Below are 15,542 nucleotides of genomic sequence, written 5' to 3' on the forward strand. Positions count from 1 at the left end.
CGATCTGGCTGCGCCGGTGGCGTGCTCAATGGACCGGCCGAAGTGCCGGATGTCAGGAATTCAAGTGATGTTACGCATTCGTGCGATCGGCAGCGCGAGCTTGCCCGTGCTTTGCGGGGTGCTGTCCTCGATCGGCTCCGACGCGCTGGCCCAGGCCAGTCCGCAGGCGCTCCCCGCCGTGACGATCGAGGCGCCGCAGGCTGCCCGGCCCAAACCAGTCATTCGGTCGTCGAGGCCCCGCTCTGCTTCGGCCGGTCGTGTGGCGAGGCCCGTTGCGCCGAGCGCGAGCGCCAGCGTACCGACCCAGAGCAGGGCCGTGACCGCCAGCGCAGCCCGAGATGGTCTCAATCAGGCGCCTGCCGGCCAGACCGCCACGACCATCGATCGCGGCCAGTTCGACAGCCGCCCGTCGTTTTCGGTCAGCGACGTCCTGCGCGACAGTCCGGGCATCTCGATCAAGCAGGGCAATGGCCCGCGCGATTTCGGCATCTCGATTCGCGGATCCAATGCCCGGAACGGGTTTGGCATCCGCAATCTCGTCATCTTCGAGGACGGCTTCCCGGTGACGCAGCCGGACGGCCTGTCGCGCAGCGACCTGATCGATCCACACGCCTATGGCGCCATCGACGTCGTTCGCGGGCCTTCGTCAGCGCTCTACGGCAATTACGCAACCGGCGGCGCGCTCAATTTCCGGACGCGGCCGGGCGGCACGATCGACGGCGTCGAATATGGCGTCGATGGCGGCAGTTACGGCTACCTCAACAACTATCTGGCGGCCGGCAAGAAGGTCGGGAATTTCGAGGGCTCGCTGTTCGCGAGCGACACGCGCGGCGACGGCTATATCGGTAACAGCTGGTTCCATACGCAGACCGTCAACTTCCTCGGAACGCTCAAGGCGACGCCGGACGACCGCTTCACGGTCAAGATCATCAACAACGACCTCAGCACGCGGCTGCCGATCCGGCAGTCGCTGAACCAGTACTACACCAATCCCTTCCAGCAGGGATGCGCGACCGGCGTCACCGCCGCGGTCGGATGCGGCACGGTCACGCTGAACAACAACGGCTTCAACCCGACCGCCGGAACCGACAAGGAGACGGCCGTGCAGGCCGGGCTCGGCCGCAACGACCGCCGCACTATCGTCGGCGGCCGGTGGGAGCACGATTTCGACAACACCACGACCTGGCGCAACCAGTTTGTCTTCGACGACAGGAACATCAGCCAGCCGACAGGCACGACCAGCGCGATCGGAGATTTTCCCTCGTACAATTACATGAGCGATCTCACCAAGCGCGGCGAGATCCTTGGATTGGAATCGACCGCGTTCTTCGGCGCCTTCTACAATACGCTGACGGCCTCGAGTGACACCCGAAACGTGATGCCGGGAGGGAATGCCACGCTCGGCAGGCTGTCGAGCAATCTCTATAGCGAAACAACCAATTATGGCGTGCGCGCGCGGGAAGAGCTCAGGCTGACGACCTCGTTGACGGCGGTTGCGGGCGTTGGCTGGGAAACCACCGTTCTGAAAGGAACAAACACGGCCTATTCGTACGCCGGTCCCACGGGCATCACCACGACGACCCTCACGACGGCGGACCGGCAGTTTCAAAATACCGCACCGGAGCTGGCGCTGCTCTACAATCTCAACAACGAGTGGCTGTTCCGAGGACGCGTCGCCACGGGATACGGCACGCCGCAGGTTTCGAATCTGTTCGTGGTTCAGACTGGATTATCGGGCAACAACACCCAGCTCCAGGCCCAGAAAAATCTCGGCTACGACATCGGATTTGATTGGACGCCGAATAACGCGCTCAAGCTCAGCGCCACCGGCTTCTACGAGTTCTTCCGCAACGAAATCGTTAACCAGGCTACTCAAACCACTGGCGTGACCTATTCGTTCAACGCACCGCGATCGGAGCACCGCGGCATCGAGCTTGCCGCCGACTGGAAGTTTTATCCAGGCTGGCGGTTCATGGCGGCATACACCTATCTCGACGAGGTCTACACCGACTACGTCGAGAACATCACAAAGGGTGTTGTGTTCAGCTTCAACCGGGCAGGCAACAAGATCCCCGGCGTCTCGCCCAACGAGCTCACGGCCCGGGTTGGCTACGACGAATTCGCCGGGCCGCTGGCGGGGCTCGGGGGCTTCGTCGAGGTCCAGTGGAAGGACTCATTCTACATGGACAATGCAAATCTGCTGAAGGCGCCAGGTTATGAGCTGGTCAATTTGAACGTCCACTACAAGACTGATCTGGTGTCCGACACCTTTAGATCCCTGAACCTGTTCCTCGAGGTCAGAAATGTGTTCGACCGCACCTATGTTGCGTCGGCAAACAATATCGCCAACACGGTTTCGACGACCGGAGTTCAAGATCTTGCGAGCACGCTAGCAAACACGACGGGATCGATCTATGCGGGCTCGCCGCGCCTGTTCGTTGCGGGTATGAAGGTGGCGTTCAAATGATCCGGGCTCTCGAAGGGAGTCGGCCCATGCTCCGAAGCGGCTTGCTCGGGATCGTCGCTTTCGCATTCCTGCAGGGCTCGGCGTTCGCGCAGATGCACGGTCAGCACGCGTCAGAAGCGGCGTGTGACGAGCCGACATTGCGCTGCGCAACCAAGGCGACGCCTGCGTTCGGTCCGGACGGAAAGCTGTGGCTTGCCTGGATGGCGGGAGGGCAGGTATCGGTTGCGAGCTCGCAGGATGCGGGGCGCAGTTTCTCGGCTCCCGTCCAGGTCACGACCACGCGGCTGAATCTCGATTGGGGGCCGGACGCGCGGCCGAAGATCGTGGTCGATCGCAAGGGCGGCATTGCTCTGGCATTCTCGATCTTCAGGGACGAGGCGTTCAACGGCCAAGTGCTCTACACGCGCTCCGGCGATGGCGGGAAGAGCTTTGCCGAGCTGAAGCCCATCACCGCAAACAACGAGAGCCAGCGTTTTGAGGCGCTTGCGCTCGATCAGGATGGGACGATCTTCGCGGCCTGGCTCGACAAGCGCAATCGTGTCCCCGCAAAGGACGCGGGCCGGAAGTACGAGGGGGCAGGGCTGTTCTTTGCCTCGTCGCGCGATGGCGGCGCTACCTACGCAGAGGCCAGCCTCGCGCGCGACAACACCTGCGAATGTTGCCGATTGGGGTTGGCGTTCGCAGCGCCGGGGCGGCCGGCCGTGATCTTCAGGAACATTTTTGACGGCGGCGTGCGCGATCATGCCGTCATGACGTTCACCGATGTCTCGACACCGGGGGAAATCCGTCGGGTCAGCAACGACGATTGGCAGATCAACGCCTGCCCGCACCACGGGCCGAGCCTCACCGTTGCACCGAACGGAACCTATCACGTCGCCTGGTATACGAATGGGAAGGCGCGGAAGGGATTGTTCTACGCGCACTCGCGCGACGAAGGCCGCACATTCTCGGCGCCCGTGGGAATCGGGCAGCCGGGCCGCAATCCGACGCGTCCCTTTGTGCTCGTGGGTCCCGCTGGAACGGTGATGGTGTGGAAGGAGTTCGACGGCGAGAAGACTTCGGTTCAGATGATGATTTCGCGCGACGATGGCGACACGTGGTCGCCGCCCAAGACGATATCGAGCACGACCGACACCTCCGACCATCCCTTGCTGATTTCCAATGGCCGCCAGACCTATCTGTCATGGATGACGAAGGCGGACGGCTATCGCCTTACAGCGATCGAGGACCAACCATGACACGTCGATTTGCAGGCATTCTGGGGCTGGGTATCCTGATCGCATCGGTGGCCGCGCTCACCGCGGCGCCGGCCCTGAAACCGTTCGAGCGAGGCACCTGGCAGAGCGTTCTCACGGAGCATGCGGGCCGCCCGACGCTCGTGCATTTCTGGGGCGTGACCTGTGGTCCCTGCAAGGTCGAGCTGCCGCTGCTCGGGCAGTTTGCGAAGGACCATCCGGGAATCGATGTGGTCACGATCAGCGCCGATCTCGTGCCGAACCTGCCGGCGGCGACGCAATCGATGCTCGACAAGGCTGGGCTGTCGTCCACCGAGAACTTCATCTTCAATGACGGTTTTGTCGAGCGTTTGAGGTTCGAGATCGATCCTGCCTGGCAGGGCGACATCCCCAGGACTATGCTGGTCTCCCGGGACGGGACCGTCACGACGATCGAAGGTTCTGCTGAAATGGTCGATCTCGAAAAATGGTCGGCGCAACAACTCTCCACACACTGACATTCAATCTGCAAACGGGAAGACTGATATGAAGACGATCTTGAAAGATGTGATGTTCGCGGCGTTCGCACTGGCGCTCTGCGCTGCACCAGCCGTGGCCGACGACGTCAAGGCGGGTGATCTCGTCATCTCGCAGGCGTGGAGCCGGGCGACGCCGGGCGGCGCCAAGGTTGCCGGTGGCTATCTCACCATCGAGAACAAGGGTGCGGCGGCCGACAGGCTGGTCAGCGTTTCCGCCGATATCGCGGGCAAGGCCGAAGTCCACGAGATGGCGATCGACAATGGCGTGATGAAGATGCGTCCGCTCGACAAGGGCCTCGTTATTGATCCCGGCAAGACGGTGAAGCTCGCCCCCGGCGGTTACCATCTGATGCTCCAGGAGTTGAAGGGCGCGTTCAAGCAGGGCGACAAGGTCCCGGTGACGCTTCAGTTCGAGAAGGCCGGCAAGGTCGCCGTCTCCCTCGACGTGCAGGGCGTCGGCGCGCAGGCGCCCGGCGACGGCGGGCACATGATGAAGAAGATGCCGGATCATTCGGGAATGAAAATGTGATGAAACCGATCAAGGCTCCCATGACCTCGCGTCGTACCATCACGGGCCTCTTGCTCGGAGCGGCCGCGTTGCTGTCGGTTGCGACGACACCGCTTGTGGCGGCGACCGACGACGACAGCTTCTTCACCCATCTGCACACCGACAAAGCGATGGCCAATGTTACGGTCTCGCCGGGCCGCGCCGGCCCGGTCGAGATCGCCATCCAGCTCGAGACGACGGATGAGGCGCCGCTCACGGCCAAGGCCGTGTCGGTGACGCTCGTGGAGTCACAGACCGGCAGGAAGCTCGCGCCGGTCGAGGCTTCGCGTGACGGCGAGGACAGCTGGCACGTGAAGGTCGCGCAATTGACGCCGGGACGCTGGATGCTGGGTCTCGGAATCTCGATCTCCGAGGCCGATCATGTCAGCATCGAATCTCCGATCCTGATCAAATGACCACGTTGAGGAAGACGACCATGTCGAAGCGATCCTGCCTGTTTCTGATCGCCGCGCTCACCGCATCGCCTGCGGCGGCGCATATCACGCTCGAGACCAGGCAGGCGGCGGTCGGCTCGTATTACAAGGCCGTCTTCGCCGTCCCGCACGGTTGCAAGGGCTCGCCCACGGTGAAGATCCGTGTGCAGATTCCGGAAGGCGTGATCGCTGTGAAGCCGATGCCGAAGGCGGGCTGGAGCGTCGATGTCGTCGAGGGCAAATATGCCGTTGAGTACGACTACCACGGCAACAAGCTTTCTTCCGGCGTCAAGGAGGTCGCCTGGTCCGGCGGCAAGCTGCCGGACCATAATTACGACGAGTTCGTCATCAGCAGCTTCCTCACGGGCAGCCTGAAGCCGAACACCACGCTGTATTTCCCGGTCGTGCAGGAATGCGAGACCGGCGTCAGCCGCTGGATCGAGATCCCCGTGGAGGGCGCAAAGCATTCGCACGAAGGCAATTCGCCGGCGCCCGGCCTGAAGCTGTTGCCAAAGCCCTGATGCGCCTGCTCGCTGCGCTTGCGACGCTGCTCCTCGTTGTTGGCGTTGCAACAGGGGTGTGGGCGCATGCGGCGCTGGTCTCGGTCGAGCCGGCGAGCGGCAGCATGCTTGCGAGCGCGCCGAAGGCGGTGGAGCTGCGTTTCAATGAGGTGGTGACGTCAGGCGCGATCCGACTGATCGACGGCGCGGGCAGGGCGCGGGACGACGCCCGCGTCAGCGCATCGGGTGAAACCATCTCGGTTGCGATGCCGCCGGACCTGCCGCAGGGCACCGCGGTCTTGAGCTATCGCGTGATCTCGCAGGATGGCCATCCCATCGCCGGATCGGTGATCTTCTCGATCGGTATGCCGACGGGGACGCAGCCTCCGGCAAATGCCGACGGCGGATTGAATGCGCTGATCTGGCTGGCGCGGATTGGTCTCTATCTCGGGCTGTTCGTCGGCGTCGGCGGCGTGTTTTTTGCGAGATGGATCGCGTGGGCGATGACCGGCATGACCGTTCTGCGCGTGTCGCTCGTGATCGGACTTCCCTGCGCCGTTGCCTCTCTCGGTCTGTTGGGCCTCGATCTCCTCGGCCTGCCGCTGGCGGCTCTCGCGACGGCCGCGCCCTGGAAAGTCGCATTCGCGACCAGCGCCGGTCCCGCATTGCTGGTCGCCATGGCTGCGATGCTGTGCGCTCTGCTGGCGCTGCGCGGCGCATGGTACGCGCGTGCGCTTGCGATCGTCGCCTTGGTCTGCGTCGGCCTCTCGCTCGCCATGACCGGGCACGCGGCCACAGCGCCGCCGGAGGCGCTGACCCGGCCGGCGATCTTTCTTCATGTGCTCGGCGTCACCATCTGGATCGGTGCTCTCGCGCCGCTGGCCACGCTCTTGTCGCGGCCGTCGGCCGAGACGCTCCCTGTCGTGAACCGTTTTTCCCGCATTGCCGCGCTGGCGGTCGGCGTGCTGGCCGTGACCGGCCTTGCGCTCGCGTTCGTCCAGCTCGAAAAGCCGTCTGCGCTCGTCGAGACCCGCTATGGCCTGATCCTCTCGGTCAAGCTCGTGCTGGTCATCCTGCTGCTGGGACTTGCCGCACTCAATCGGTTCCGGCTGACGCCGGCCCTGGCGCGGGATGGAAAAGCCGCGACCACGCTCAAGCGCTCGATCCTGCTGGAATGTGCCATCGCGCTGGCGATCTTCGCCGTCGTCGCCGGCTGGCGCTTTACGCCGCCGCCGCGGACCATCATTCCGGAGACGCCGCTGGCGATCCACATCCACGGCGACAAGGCGATGTTCCAGGTGCTGGTCTCGCCGGGCAAGGCAGGCGTCGACGATTTCGTGCTCCAGCTCATGACCGGCGAAGGGGCGCTGCTCAAGGCCAGCGAGGTGACGCTGACGCTTAGCCTGCCCGAACGAGGCGTCGAGCCGATGGAGCGGGACGCCTCGCTGGGGCCGGATGGCTATTGGCATGTGCGCAAGGTCGATCTGCCCTTTGCCGGCCGCTGGCATGTTCGGATCGACGCGCTGGTGAGTGATTTCGAGAAGATCACGCTGGAGGACGAGCTTGAGGTTGGGGCGCCTTGAGGCGTGTCGTCGCGGCTCAAGCTGAACCTGAAGCCAACGGAAAAATGACAGGAATTCCGTCGCCTTAGCGGCTTTTCCTCATTCCCGGTCTTGTGTTTTTGCTCCCAATCCGGTTTCACTGCAGGCGATCACTGATTCCCAGAGTATTGCCATGCGGTTGTCGCGGTTCTTTCTGCCCATTCTGAAGGAAAATCCGAAAGAGGCGGAGATCGTCTCGCATCGCCTGATGCTGCGCGCCGGCATGATCCGCCAGGAGGCGGCCGGCATCTATGCCTGGCTGCCGCTCGGGTTTCGGGTGCTGAAGAAGATCGAGCAGATCGTGCGTGAGGAGCAGGACCGCGCCGGTGCGCTGGAACTCTTGATGCCGACGCTCCAACTCGCCGATCTCTGGCGCGAGAGCGGGCGCTACGACGCCTATGGTCCGGAGATGCTTCGCATCGCCGACCGCCACAAGCGCGAACTTCTTTACGGGCCGACCAACGAGGAAATGATCACCGAGATCTTCCGCGCCTACGTCAAGTCCTACAAGAGCCTGCCGCTCAATCTCTATCATATCCAATGGAAATTCCGCGACGAGCAGCGTCCGCGTTTCGGCGTGATGCGCGGCCGCGAGTTCCTGATGAAGGACGCCTATTCGTTCGACCTCAACGAGGCTGCAGCGCGCGTCGCCTACAACAAGATGTTCGTCGCGTATTTGCGCACTTTCGCGCGGATGGGACTGAAGGCGATCCCGATGCGCGCCGAGACTGGCCCGATCGGCGGCGATCTCAGCCACGAATTCATCGTGCTGGCCGAGACCGGCGAATCCGGCGTCTTCATCAATCGCGACGTGCTGGACCTGCCGGTGCCGGGCGAGGACGTCGACTACGAGGCCGATCTGACGCCGATCATCAAGCAGTGGACTTCGGTCTATGCCGCCACCGAGGACGTTCACGACGCCGCGCGGTTCGAGCAGGAAGTGCCCGAAGACAAGCGGGTGAACACCCGCGGCATCGAGGTCGGCCAGATCTTCTATTTCGGTACGAAATATTCCGACGCCATGAAGGCGCTGGTAGCGGGCCCTGACGGCGTCGACGTGCCGATCCATGGCGGCTCCTATGGCGTCGGCGTCTCGCGCCTGCTCGGCGCCATCATCGAGGCCTGCCATGACGATGCCGGCATCAAATGGCCCGAAGCAGTCGCCCCGTTCCGCGCCGTGATACTGAACCTCAAGCAGGGCGATGCCGCGGTCGATGCGGCCTGCGAGAAGCTCTACGCCGAACTCGCCGCCAAGGGCGTCGATGTGCTCTACGACGACACCGACCAGCGCGCCGGCGCCAAATTCGCCGCGGCCGACCTGATCGGCATCCCCTGGCAAATCATGATCGGGCCGAAGGGACTTGCCGACGGCAGGATCGAGCTGAAGCGGCGTAGCGACGGCTCACGCGAGAATCTGTCACCTGCGGACGTGATTGCCCGGCTGGTCGCCTGAATAGTGTTCATCGCGCGATAATGGGCCGGCAATCCGGCCACAATTGACCCCGAATCATGGGATTATCAAGCGATGGATGAAACCATGACCGAGACCAAGCCAACCGCACCTTTTGCGCCCTTCGAGTGGATGCTGTCGGCGCGCTATTTGCGGGCGCGCCGCAAGGAGGGATTCATCTCGGTCATCGCCGGGTTCTCGTTCCTCGGCATCATGCTGGGCGTGGCGACGCTGATCATCGTGATGGCCGTCATGAACGGCTTCCGCAAGGAGCTGCTCGACAAGATCCTGGGGCTGAACGGCCACATCCTGGTGCAGCCGCTGGAATCACCCCTGACCGACTGGAAGGACGTCGCCGATCGCCTCAGCCAGGTCGGGGGCATCCGGTTAGCTGCGCCCGTGGTGGACGGCCAGGCGCTGGCGTCCTCGCCGTGGAACGCCTCGGGCGTCCTGGTGCGCGGCATCCGCTCCGACGACCTCAACAACCTCACCTCGATCGCCAAGAACATCAAGCAGGGCTCGCTCGAAGGCTTCGACGACGGGCAGGGGGTCGCGATCGGCCGGCGCCTCGCCGACCAGCTGTCGCTGCACGCCGGCGACAGCATCACGCTGGTGGCGCCGAAGGGCGCGGTCACGCCGATGGGCACGACGCCGCGCATCAAGCCCTACAAGATCGCCGCGGTGTTCGAGATCGGCATGTCCGAATACGACCTCGGCTTCGTGTTCATGCCGCTTGCGGAGGCGCAGGCTTATTTCAACCGCAGCAACGACGTCACCTCGATCGAGGTGTTCACCACCAATCCCGATCAGATCGTCGCCTTCCGCAAGGCGGTGACGGAGGCCGCGGAGCGCCCGGTGTTCCTGGTCGACTGGCGGCAGCGCAACTCGACCTTCTTCAACGCGCTGCAGGTCGAGCGCAACGTGATGTTCCTGATCCTGACCATGATCGTGCTGGTCGCGGCGCTCAACATCGTCTCCGGCCTGATCATGCTGGTAAAGGACAAGGGCAGCGACATCGCGATCCTGCGCACCATGGGCGCCTCGCAGGGCTCGATCATGCGCATCTTCCTGATCACGGGCGCCTCGATCGGCGTGGTCGGCACGCTGGTCGGTTTCGTCGTCGGCCTCCTGATCTGCCTCAACATCGAATCGATCCGGCAATTCCTGTCCTGGCTGACCAGCACCGAGCTGTTCTCGCCGGAGCTCTATTTCCTGTCGAAGCTGCCCGCCGAGATCGACGTCGGTGAGACCACGGCCGTCGTCATCATGGCGCTGACGCTGTCGTTCCTGGCGACGCTCTACCCGTCGTGGCGCGCCGCGCGCCTCGATCCCGTCGAAGCGCTGCGGTATGAGTGAGGGGCTGATGGAGCAGCAGCAGGGGGCGGAAGATGTACCGGTCATTTATCTCCACGAGATAAAGCGGCAGTACCTGCAGGGCGAGGTGCCGCTGACGATCCTCGACGGCGCCAAGCTGGCGCTCTGGGCCGGCCAGTCGGTCGCGCTGGTGGCGCCGTCGGGCTCGGGCAAGTCGACGCTGCTGCACATCGCGGGGCTGCTCGAAGCCCCCGATTCCGGCGAGGTCTACGTCAACGGCGCGCCGACCTCGCAACTGCCCGACATCGAGCGCACCCAGCTTCGCCGCACCGACATTGGTTTCGTCTACCAGTCGCACCGGCTGCTGCCGGAGTTCTCGGCGCTGGAGAACGTCATGATGCCGCAGATGATCCGCGGCCTGAAGAAGTCCGAGAGCGTCAAGCGCGCCAAGGAGATCCTCGGCTATCTCGGCCTCGGCGACCGCATCACCCATCGCCCGGCCGAGCTGTCGGGCGGCGAGCAACAGCGCGTCGCGATCGCGAGGGCCGTTGCGAACGCGCCGCGGGTGCTGTTCGCGGACGAGCCGACCGGCAATCTCGATCCGCACACCGCGGACCACGTGTTCCAGGCGCTGATGCAGCTCGTCAAGGCGACCCAGGTCTCGATGCTGATCGCGACCCACAACATGGAGCTGGCCGGCCGCATGGACCGCCGCGTGTCGCTGTCGAACGGCCAGGTCATAGAGCTCGAATAACAAGAACGCGAAAACAACCCCATGCACAGTAGCCGGCCCTGGCCGGCTTCGAGCGGGGTGACGCTGTCCAGTCCTTTGACATGGCAGGCCCACCCGCCGCGACGGCGCATCGCCGCGGCGGGCCGGCACCTACGGCCTGATCACCGTCATTCTGAACGGACCGGCATTGGCCGCCGCATGCGCGACCGCCTCGTTGGCGTGGTCGAGGTCGAACTCGGTCGCCTCGGTGTGATCCAGCCGCAGCAGGCCCGAACGCACCAGCGCGATCAGGCGCGTCGCCGCATCCGGCGGATACATCCAGACGCCGTGGATCGTGATGCAGTCGCGCATGATCCAGTTGTAGGGCAGCTCGAGGCCGGGGCCGCCGAGCATGCCGACACCGCCCATCAGCACGACGCGTCCGTAGGGGCGGACCGTCATGAGGGCCGCGCGCACGACGTTCGGGCTCACCGAGGGCGGCATGATGTCGAACACGCAATCGATCGGCCCGGGGGAGGCGCGCTTCATCCGCTCGCGGTCCTCGTCCTCATTGCCGGTTAGCTTGACCGGCCTCACGCGATCGCCGAAGCGGCGGACGAGGTCGGCCAAAATCGTCTCGTTGCGGCCGGGGGCCACCACGCAGACCGCCCCCATGGCGAGCGCGACCGCCACGGCCGCGCTGCCGAAATTGCCGGTGGCGCCGCTCACCAGCACGATCTCGCCGGGCTGCAGCCTGGCCGCGAGGAAGCCGCCATAGGCCACCAGCATGGTCCCGATCCCGCACCATTGCGTGGCCTCGGCCGACGTGATCTCGCCAAGGCGTTTGACGTTCTCGGTCGGCACCATGATCTGCTGGGCGAACGAGCCGTGCCGGAAATGCTTTTGCAGCTTCATCCCGCCTTCGCCGCGCGCGCTCCAGCCCTGCAGCGTGATGTCGGGCGCCTGCACGTTGTCGCGCGAGCGAACCGTCGGATCGCACAGCACCCAGTCGCCGACCGCAAGATGGGTCGCGTCGGGGCCGATCTGCCTGACGCGGCCAATGCCGCCCGAGCCGGGGATGACGGGCAGGTCGAGCAGGTATTTGCGCTCGCCACTGAACACTTCGTTGGCATAGGACAGCACGCGCGTGGCGACCACGTCGACGACGACCTCGCCGGTGCCGATGGTCGGTTCGGGAACGTCCTCGATGACGAGCGGCGATCCAAAGGATTTGAGTACGGCAGCTTTCATGATCTCACCTCAAGGTCGGGTGTGGCGGATATGCGCCATCCTTGCAGGACCAAGAAGGCCTGGTATTATCCTAGTATCCCTTGGGCCCTCCATCGCGGGAGCGACATCATGGCCGACCCACGCCGCGTCGAATTCGGCGACTTCCTGCGGTCCCGCCGCGAAAAGCTGACGCCGAAGACGGTCGGGCTGCCCGCGGGCAGCCGGCGCCGCACCGCGGGACTGCGCCGCGAGGAGGTTGCCCAGCTCGCCGGCATCGGCGTCGACTGGTACATCCGGCTCGAGCAGGGCCGCACCGTCAGCCCCTCCGTCACCACCGTCGACGCGCTGGCCCGCGCGCTGCGGCTCAGCAAGACCGAGCACGCGCATCTGAAGGCGCTGGCCCGCGACGGCGACAAGCGCGCCTTCACGCGCGAGATCGTGCCGCCGCCGATCCAGCGGCTGGTCGAGAGCCTGCCGCATCCGGCCTACATCACCGGGCGGCGCTGGGACGTGCTGGCCTGGAACGAGGCTGCCGAGAAGGTCTTCGCGTTCGGGCGCCTGCCGGAGCAGGACCGCAACACGATGCTGCTGATGATGACCAACAAGCAGACGCGCAAGGCCTACGGCACCGGCTGGGCGGAGGTCGCCAAGCGCATGGTCGCGATGTTCCGCGCCACCCACGACGTCTGGGCCGGCGATCCCGCGTTTGCGGAGTTGCTGACGCGGCTGCGGCAGGGCAGCCCGGAATTCGTCAAATGGTGGGAAGCCCACGAGATCCGCAGCACCGCGTCCGGCCTGAAGACGATGTCGCATCCGACCCTCGGCGTGCTGCATTTCGAGCACACCAGCTTTCAGGCCAACGACGATCCCGCGCTGAAGCTGGTGATTTATACGCCGGTGTGAGATGTCGCCTCGCCCGTGGTTTCGCTTTGGCTGACACGACGCTGGCATGACGACAATTCTGCGTGTGCTGTACGCGCGATACTCTTGTAAATTGAGAGCAAGCGGGTAGGCTGCGTTGGCCCTGTATTGCGAGGACGTCGTCATGAGGTCTTTGTCTCGCTTGGCTGTTGCCTGCTCCTATGTTGCGCTGTTGACGTGCGGCCCAGGTGGCATAACCGTCTCGCAAGCTATGACGCCCGCGACCAGTTCTCCCACGACGCTTCCCAGCGTCACGGTCGATGCACCAAGCCAGACTCCGAGGCGCAGTAAGCCGATCCGGCACCCAGCTGTTGCCCGCGGGGCCGTGCAGCGCCAGTCATCGCCGACCACTGAGACGTCGCTGAGCGCAACATTGGCGGCGCCGACGTCGGTCATGACCAAGCTTGCAAAGCTCGAAAGCATCTCCGGCAGTTGCGTCGACGGTTGCCAGACGAGCTTCAGGACCGGCAATGCGCCGTGGCGCGGATGCTCGGCGTCCGGTTGGCCGGCGCTGTCGACAACGTGCCGGAACATCTACCATTTCAAGACCTATGCCGAATGCACGGGCACCGGATTGTTGCTGGGCTGGCAAAGCCGAGAACTCACCTGGTACTGCAGCAGCCTGGCCCTGAAGTAATCCGTGACCCAACTCGCGATTCTCGATGGCTATGTCAGCCAGAGCGTGTTCACCGATCCCGGTCGCTACACTGATTTGATCGGTGCCTTGCCGCCGGATATTCCAGTTCTGTGCCGCACTCTACACGGCCTCCTGATCCATGAGGCCTGGATCGAGAGGGAGGGATCCTCGGGCCTGAAGACCATGGGCGCGTCCTCACGAATTCGTCGAGGCGGCGAGTTACTGCCGTCAACCTCGATCGATCATCCAGCGGTTGACCGCCTGGTGGAAGTTGAGAGGGCCCGGCACGGTCATGTGCGTCTTGACGTAGGTGAAACCCGCCTTTTGAAGGGTGCGGTTCGGAGCCACGTTGAACGCATTGGGCTCACAGAAGAGTTGCTTCAACTCCAGCGCCTGGAAATAGAGGTCGACTGTCTTTCGGACGCACTCCACGCCGATCCCCCGCTTGCGCAGCGAGGGATCCGTGATGTGCAGATGCATGTTGGCGTGCTGGCCAAAGCGGATCTTGTCGGCGGTCGAAAACCCCAGGAACTTGTCGTCGGAGAGCCAGCTTACCAGAAAGCCGCCTCGTTGCTCGACAGGCCGGTCGAACATTTGCTCGTAAAGTCGCTGCCATTGTGATGCCGGTGGCAATCGTGTTGGGTCGACCCCGAGCATTTCGAGGTGCTCCGGCGTCGCCGCGTGGAAATACTCGATGATCAGCGCAGTTTCCTGCAGAGTCATCGGTCGAACAGCAATGGCCATCGGGCAACCCCTGCGATCGGCGGGCGCTTCGGAAACAGCCATCTGAAAATAGAGAAATTACGGCCGCCGAGCAATTGGCGAACTAATCCAGAGCCGGGGAGCGTCCGAGGCTGATCACCGCGTCAGCTTGAAGATGCTGACGTCGATGGCGCTGTGTCGAAACCCGGTTTCGCAATAGGCCAGATAGTATTCCCACATCCGGCGAAACCTCGTGTCGAAGCCGAGGGATTCGATTTCAGGCCACGCTCCCAGGAAGCGATCGCGCCAGTCGCGAAGAGTGCGGGCATAGCTCAGACCGAAGGATTCCCGATCCGTCACCGTGAGCATGGCGTTGGCGGCATGTTCCTCCACGATCTCGGCGGTCGGTAGCATGCCGCCCGGGAAGATGTGGCGTTGAATGAAATCCGGACACGCGCGATAGGCATCGAAGCGCGACGGCGCGATGGTGATGATCTGCAGCACGGCAACCCCGCCTTTGACGAGGCTCGACCGCAGCTTTTCGAAATAGAGCGGCCAGTAGCGTTCGCCGACAGCCTCGAACATCTCGATCGAGACGATGCGATCGAAACGTCCGACGATGTCGCGATAGTCCTGGAAGAGAAAGGCGGCCTTGCCGGCCTCGATTTCCGCCGCCAGGCGCTTGCGCGCATAGTCCAGCTGCGACCTCGAAAGGGTAACGCCGGTGACCGCGGCGTCGTAGCCGCGAATGAGATGCTCGGCCAGCGATCCCCACCCGCAGCCGATCTCGAGAACCCGTTCGCCTCCCTTGAGACCGAGATAGCGGGAAACCCGTTCGAGCTTGTTTCGCTGCGCGGCTTCCAGCGAAAGCTCCGCGTCATAGATCGCCGAGGAATAGTTCATGCCCTGATCGAGCCAATGGCGGTAGAACTCGTTGCCAAGGTCATAGTGGGCCGCGATGTTCTTCTTGCTGCCGGTCCTGGTGTTTTCGTTGGCGCGGTGCCGGAGCCAATCGAGCAAGCGAGCCGGGCGAGAACTGGCGACGCCGGCAAAGGCCGTCTCGTTTCGAATGAGGAAGTCCAGCACGCCGACAAGGTTGTTGGTCGACCAGTCACCCGCAATATAGCCATCAGAGAAGCCGGCCTCGCCTGACAGCCAGATGCGCCGCAGGGCGCGCCAGCGATGCACCGTGATGGTGACGTCGCTGCCCAAATCCCGTCTGCCCAAATCGAGATGCTGGCCATTCGGCAGAGCAAGCCGCAAATGGCCCGACT

15 protein-coding genes are annotated in these 15,542 nt (G+C 63.9%); 12 read left to right on the forward strand and 3 right to left on the reverse strand.

The annotated features are described in order from the left end of the window. Positions 1 to 67: 67 nt before the first annotated feature. From F8237_RS31310 to F8237_RS31355, 10 genes are all read left to right on the forward strand, one after another. Positions 68 to 2,467, forward strand: a complete 2,400-nt coding sequence (locus tag F8237_RS31310; protein WP_151649950.1) for a TonB-dependent receptor family protein — start codon at positions 68 to 70, stop codon at positions 2,465 to 2,467. Positions 2,468 to 2,493: 26 nt separating this feature from the next. Beyond that, a complete protein-coding gene (locus F8237_RS31315) occupies positions 2,494 to 3,705 on the forward strand; it encodes a sialidase family protein (RefSeq protein ID WP_151649951.1) in 1,212 nt (403 codons plus the stop codon). Then, complete coding sequence (locus F8237_RS31320; RefSeq protein ID WP_151650738.1) at positions 3,702 to 4,199, forward strand: TlpA family protein disulfide reductase; 498 nt, start codon at positions 3,702 to 3,704, stop codon at positions 4,197 to 4,199. The genes F8237_RS31315 and F8237_RS31320 overlap by 4 nt, the downstream gene beginning before the upstream one ends. A 28-nt stretch (positions 4,200 to 4,227) precedes the next feature. Continuing rightward, positions 4,228 to 4,749, forward strand: coding sequence for a copper chaperone PCu(A)C (locus tag F8237_RS31325; RefSeq protein ID WP_151649952.1), 522 nt, complete (start codon positions 4,228 to 4,230; stop codon positions 4,747 to 4,749). Beyond that, positions 4,749 to 5,183: a hypothetical protein gene (locus F8237_RS31330; protein WP_151649953.1), complete on the forward strand. Its 435-nt coding sequence runs from the start codon at positions 4,749 to 4,751 to the stop codon at positions 5,181 to 5,183. Before F8237_RS31325 ends, F8237_RS31330 begins: the two co-directional genes overlap by 1 nt. A gap of 20 nt (positions 5,184 to 5,203) precedes the next feature. Next, the gene (locus F8237_RS31335; RefSeq protein WP_162006291.1) at positions 5,204 to 5,722 is read left to right on the forward strand and encodes a YcnI family copper-binding membrane protein; all 519 of its coding nucleotides are present in this window, start codon (positions 5,204 to 5,206) and stop codon (positions 5,720 to 5,722) included. Further along, positions 5,722 to 7,284, forward strand: coding sequence for a copper resistance CopC/CopD family protein (locus F8237_RS31340; RefSeq protein WP_162006292.1), 1,563 nt, complete (start codon positions 5,722 to 5,724; stop codon positions 7,282 to 7,284). The genes F8237_RS31335 and F8237_RS31340 overlap by 1 nt, the downstream gene beginning before the upstream one ends. Before the next feature lie 151 nt (positions 7,285 to 7,435). Beyond that, positions 7,436 to 8,755 (forward strand): proline--tRNA ligase, encoded by a 1,320-nt coding sequence (gene proS / locus F8237_RS31345; RefSeq protein WP_151649956.1) that lies wholly within the window; start codon positions 7,436 to 7,438, stop codon positions 8,753 to 8,755. A gap of 72 nt (positions 8,756 to 8,827) precedes the next feature. Continuing rightward, positions 8,828 to 10,108 carry a lipoprotein-releasing ABC transporter permease subunit gene (locus tag F8237_RS31350; RefSeq protein WP_151649957.1) on the forward strand — a complete coding sequence of 427 codons (1,281 nt, stop codon included), beginning with the start codon at positions 8,828 to 8,830 and terminating at the stop codon, positions 10,106 to 10,108. A 7-nt stretch (positions 10,109 to 10,115) separates the two neighbouring features. Further along, positions 10,116 to 10,820, forward strand: coding sequence for an ABC transporter ATP-binding protein (locus F8237_RS31355; RefSeq protein WP_151650739.1), 705 nt, complete (start codon positions 10,116 to 10,118; stop codon positions 10,818 to 10,820). Between the two features lie 129 nt (positions 10,821 to 10,949). On the opposite strand, the gene F8237_RS31360 is transcribed toward F8237_RS31355, so the two are convergent. After that, a complete protein-coding gene (locus F8237_RS31360) occupies positions 10,950 to 12,029 on the reverse strand; it encodes a quinone oxidoreductase family protein (protein WP_151649958.1) in 1,080 nt (359 codons plus the stop codon). A gap of 108 nt (positions 12,030 to 12,137) precedes the next feature. On the opposite strand from F8237_RS31360, the gene F8237_RS31365 reads away from it, so the two are divergent. Beyond that, positions 12,138 to 12,911: a helix-turn-helix transcriptional regulator gene (locus F8237_RS31365; RefSeq protein ID WP_151649959.1), complete on the forward strand. Its 774-nt coding sequence runs from the start codon at positions 12,138 to 12,140 to the stop codon at positions 12,909 to 12,911. A gap of 412 nt (positions 12,912 to 13,323) precedes the next feature. Then, positions 13,324 to 13,566, forward strand: coding sequence for a hypothetical protein (locus F8237_RS37045; RefSeq protein WP_244626026.1), 243 nt, complete (start codon positions 13,324 to 13,326; stop codon positions 13,564 to 13,566). A 228-nt stretch (positions 13,567 to 13,794) separates the two neighbouring features. Here F8237_RS37045 and F8237_RS31380 read toward each other — a convergent pair whose 3' ends face one another. Further along, the gene (locus F8237_RS31380; protein ID WP_151649961.1) at positions 13,795 to 14,310 is read right to left on the reverse strand and encodes a GNAT family N-acetyltransferase; all 516 of its coding nucleotides are present in this window, start codon (positions 14,308 to 14,310) and stop codon (positions 13,795 to 13,797) included. A gap of 114 nt (positions 14,311 to 14,424) precedes the next feature. Continuing rightward, positions 14,425 to 15,480, reverse strand: coding sequence for an SAM-dependent methyltransferase (locus tag F8237_RS31385; RefSeq protein WP_244626027.1), 1,056 nt, complete (start codon positions 15,478 to 15,480; stop codon positions 14,425 to 14,427). Positions 15,481 to 15,542 lie beyond the last annotated feature (62 nt).

The sequence above is a fragment of the Bradyrhizobium betae genome, from assembly GCF_008932115.1.
Classification (GTDB): Bacteria; Pseudomonadota; Alphaproteobacteria; order Rhizobiales; family Xanthobacteraceae; genus Bradyrhizobium; species Bradyrhizobium betae.

Bases quoted from the DNA above. Each gene is read 5' to 3' on its own strand.
- F8237_RS31350 (WP_151649957.1), top strand. From the start codon at position 8,828: ATGGATGAAACCATGACCGAGACCAAGCCAACCGCACCTTTTGCGCCC.
- F8237_RS31360 (WP_151649958.1), bottom strand. From the start codon at position 12,029: ATGAAAGCTGCCGTACTCAAATCCTTTGGATCGCCGCTCGTCATCGAG.
- F8237_RS31340 (WP_162006292.1), top strand. From the start codon at position 5,722: ATGCGCCTGCTCGCTGCGCTTGCGACGCTGCTCCTCGTTGTTGGCGTT.
- F8237_RS37045 (WP_244626026.1), top strand. From the start codon at position 13,324: ATGACCAAGCTTGCAAAGCTCGAAAGCATCTCCGGCAGTTGCGTCGAC.
- F8237_RS31365 (WP_151649959.1), top strand. From the start codon at position 12,138: ATGGCCGACCCACGCCGCGTCGAATTCGGCGACTTCCTGCGGTCCCGC.
- F8237_RS31320 (WP_151650738.1), top strand. From the start codon at position 3,702: ATGACACGTCGATTTGCAGGCATTCTGGGGCTGGGTATCCTGATCGCA.
- F8237_RS31310 (WP_151649950.1), top strand. From the start codon at position 68: ATGTTACGCATTCGTGCGATCGGCAGCGCGAGCTTGCCCGTGCTTTGC.
- F8237_RS31380 (WP_151649961.1), bottom strand. From the start codon at position 14,310: ATGGCCATTGCTGTTCGACCGATGACTCTGCAGGAAACTGCGCTGATC.
- F8237_RS31355 (WP_151650739.1), top strand. From the start codon at position 10,116: ATGGAGCAGCAGCAGGGGGCGGAAGATGTACCGGTCATTTATCTCCAC.
- F8237_RS31330 (WP_151649953.1), top strand. From the start codon at position 4,749: ATGAAACCGATCAAGGCTCCCATGACCTCGCGTCGTACCATCACGGGC.
- F8237_RS31325 (WP_151649952.1), top strand. From the start codon at position 4,228: ATGAAGACGATCTTGAAAGATGTGATGTTCGCGGCGTTCGCACTGGCG.
- F8237_RS31335 (WP_162006291.1), top strand. From the start codon at position 5,204: ATGTCGAAGCGATCCTGCCTGTTTCTGATCGCCGCGCTCACCGCATCG.
- proS (WP_151649956.1), top strand. From the start codon at position 7,436: ATGCGGTTGTCGCGGTTCTTTCTGCCCATTCTGAAGGAAAATCCGAAA.
- F8237_RS31315 (WP_151649951.1), top strand. From the start codon at position 2,494: ATGCTCCGAAGCGGCTTGCTCGGGATCGTCGCTTTCGCATTCCTGCAG.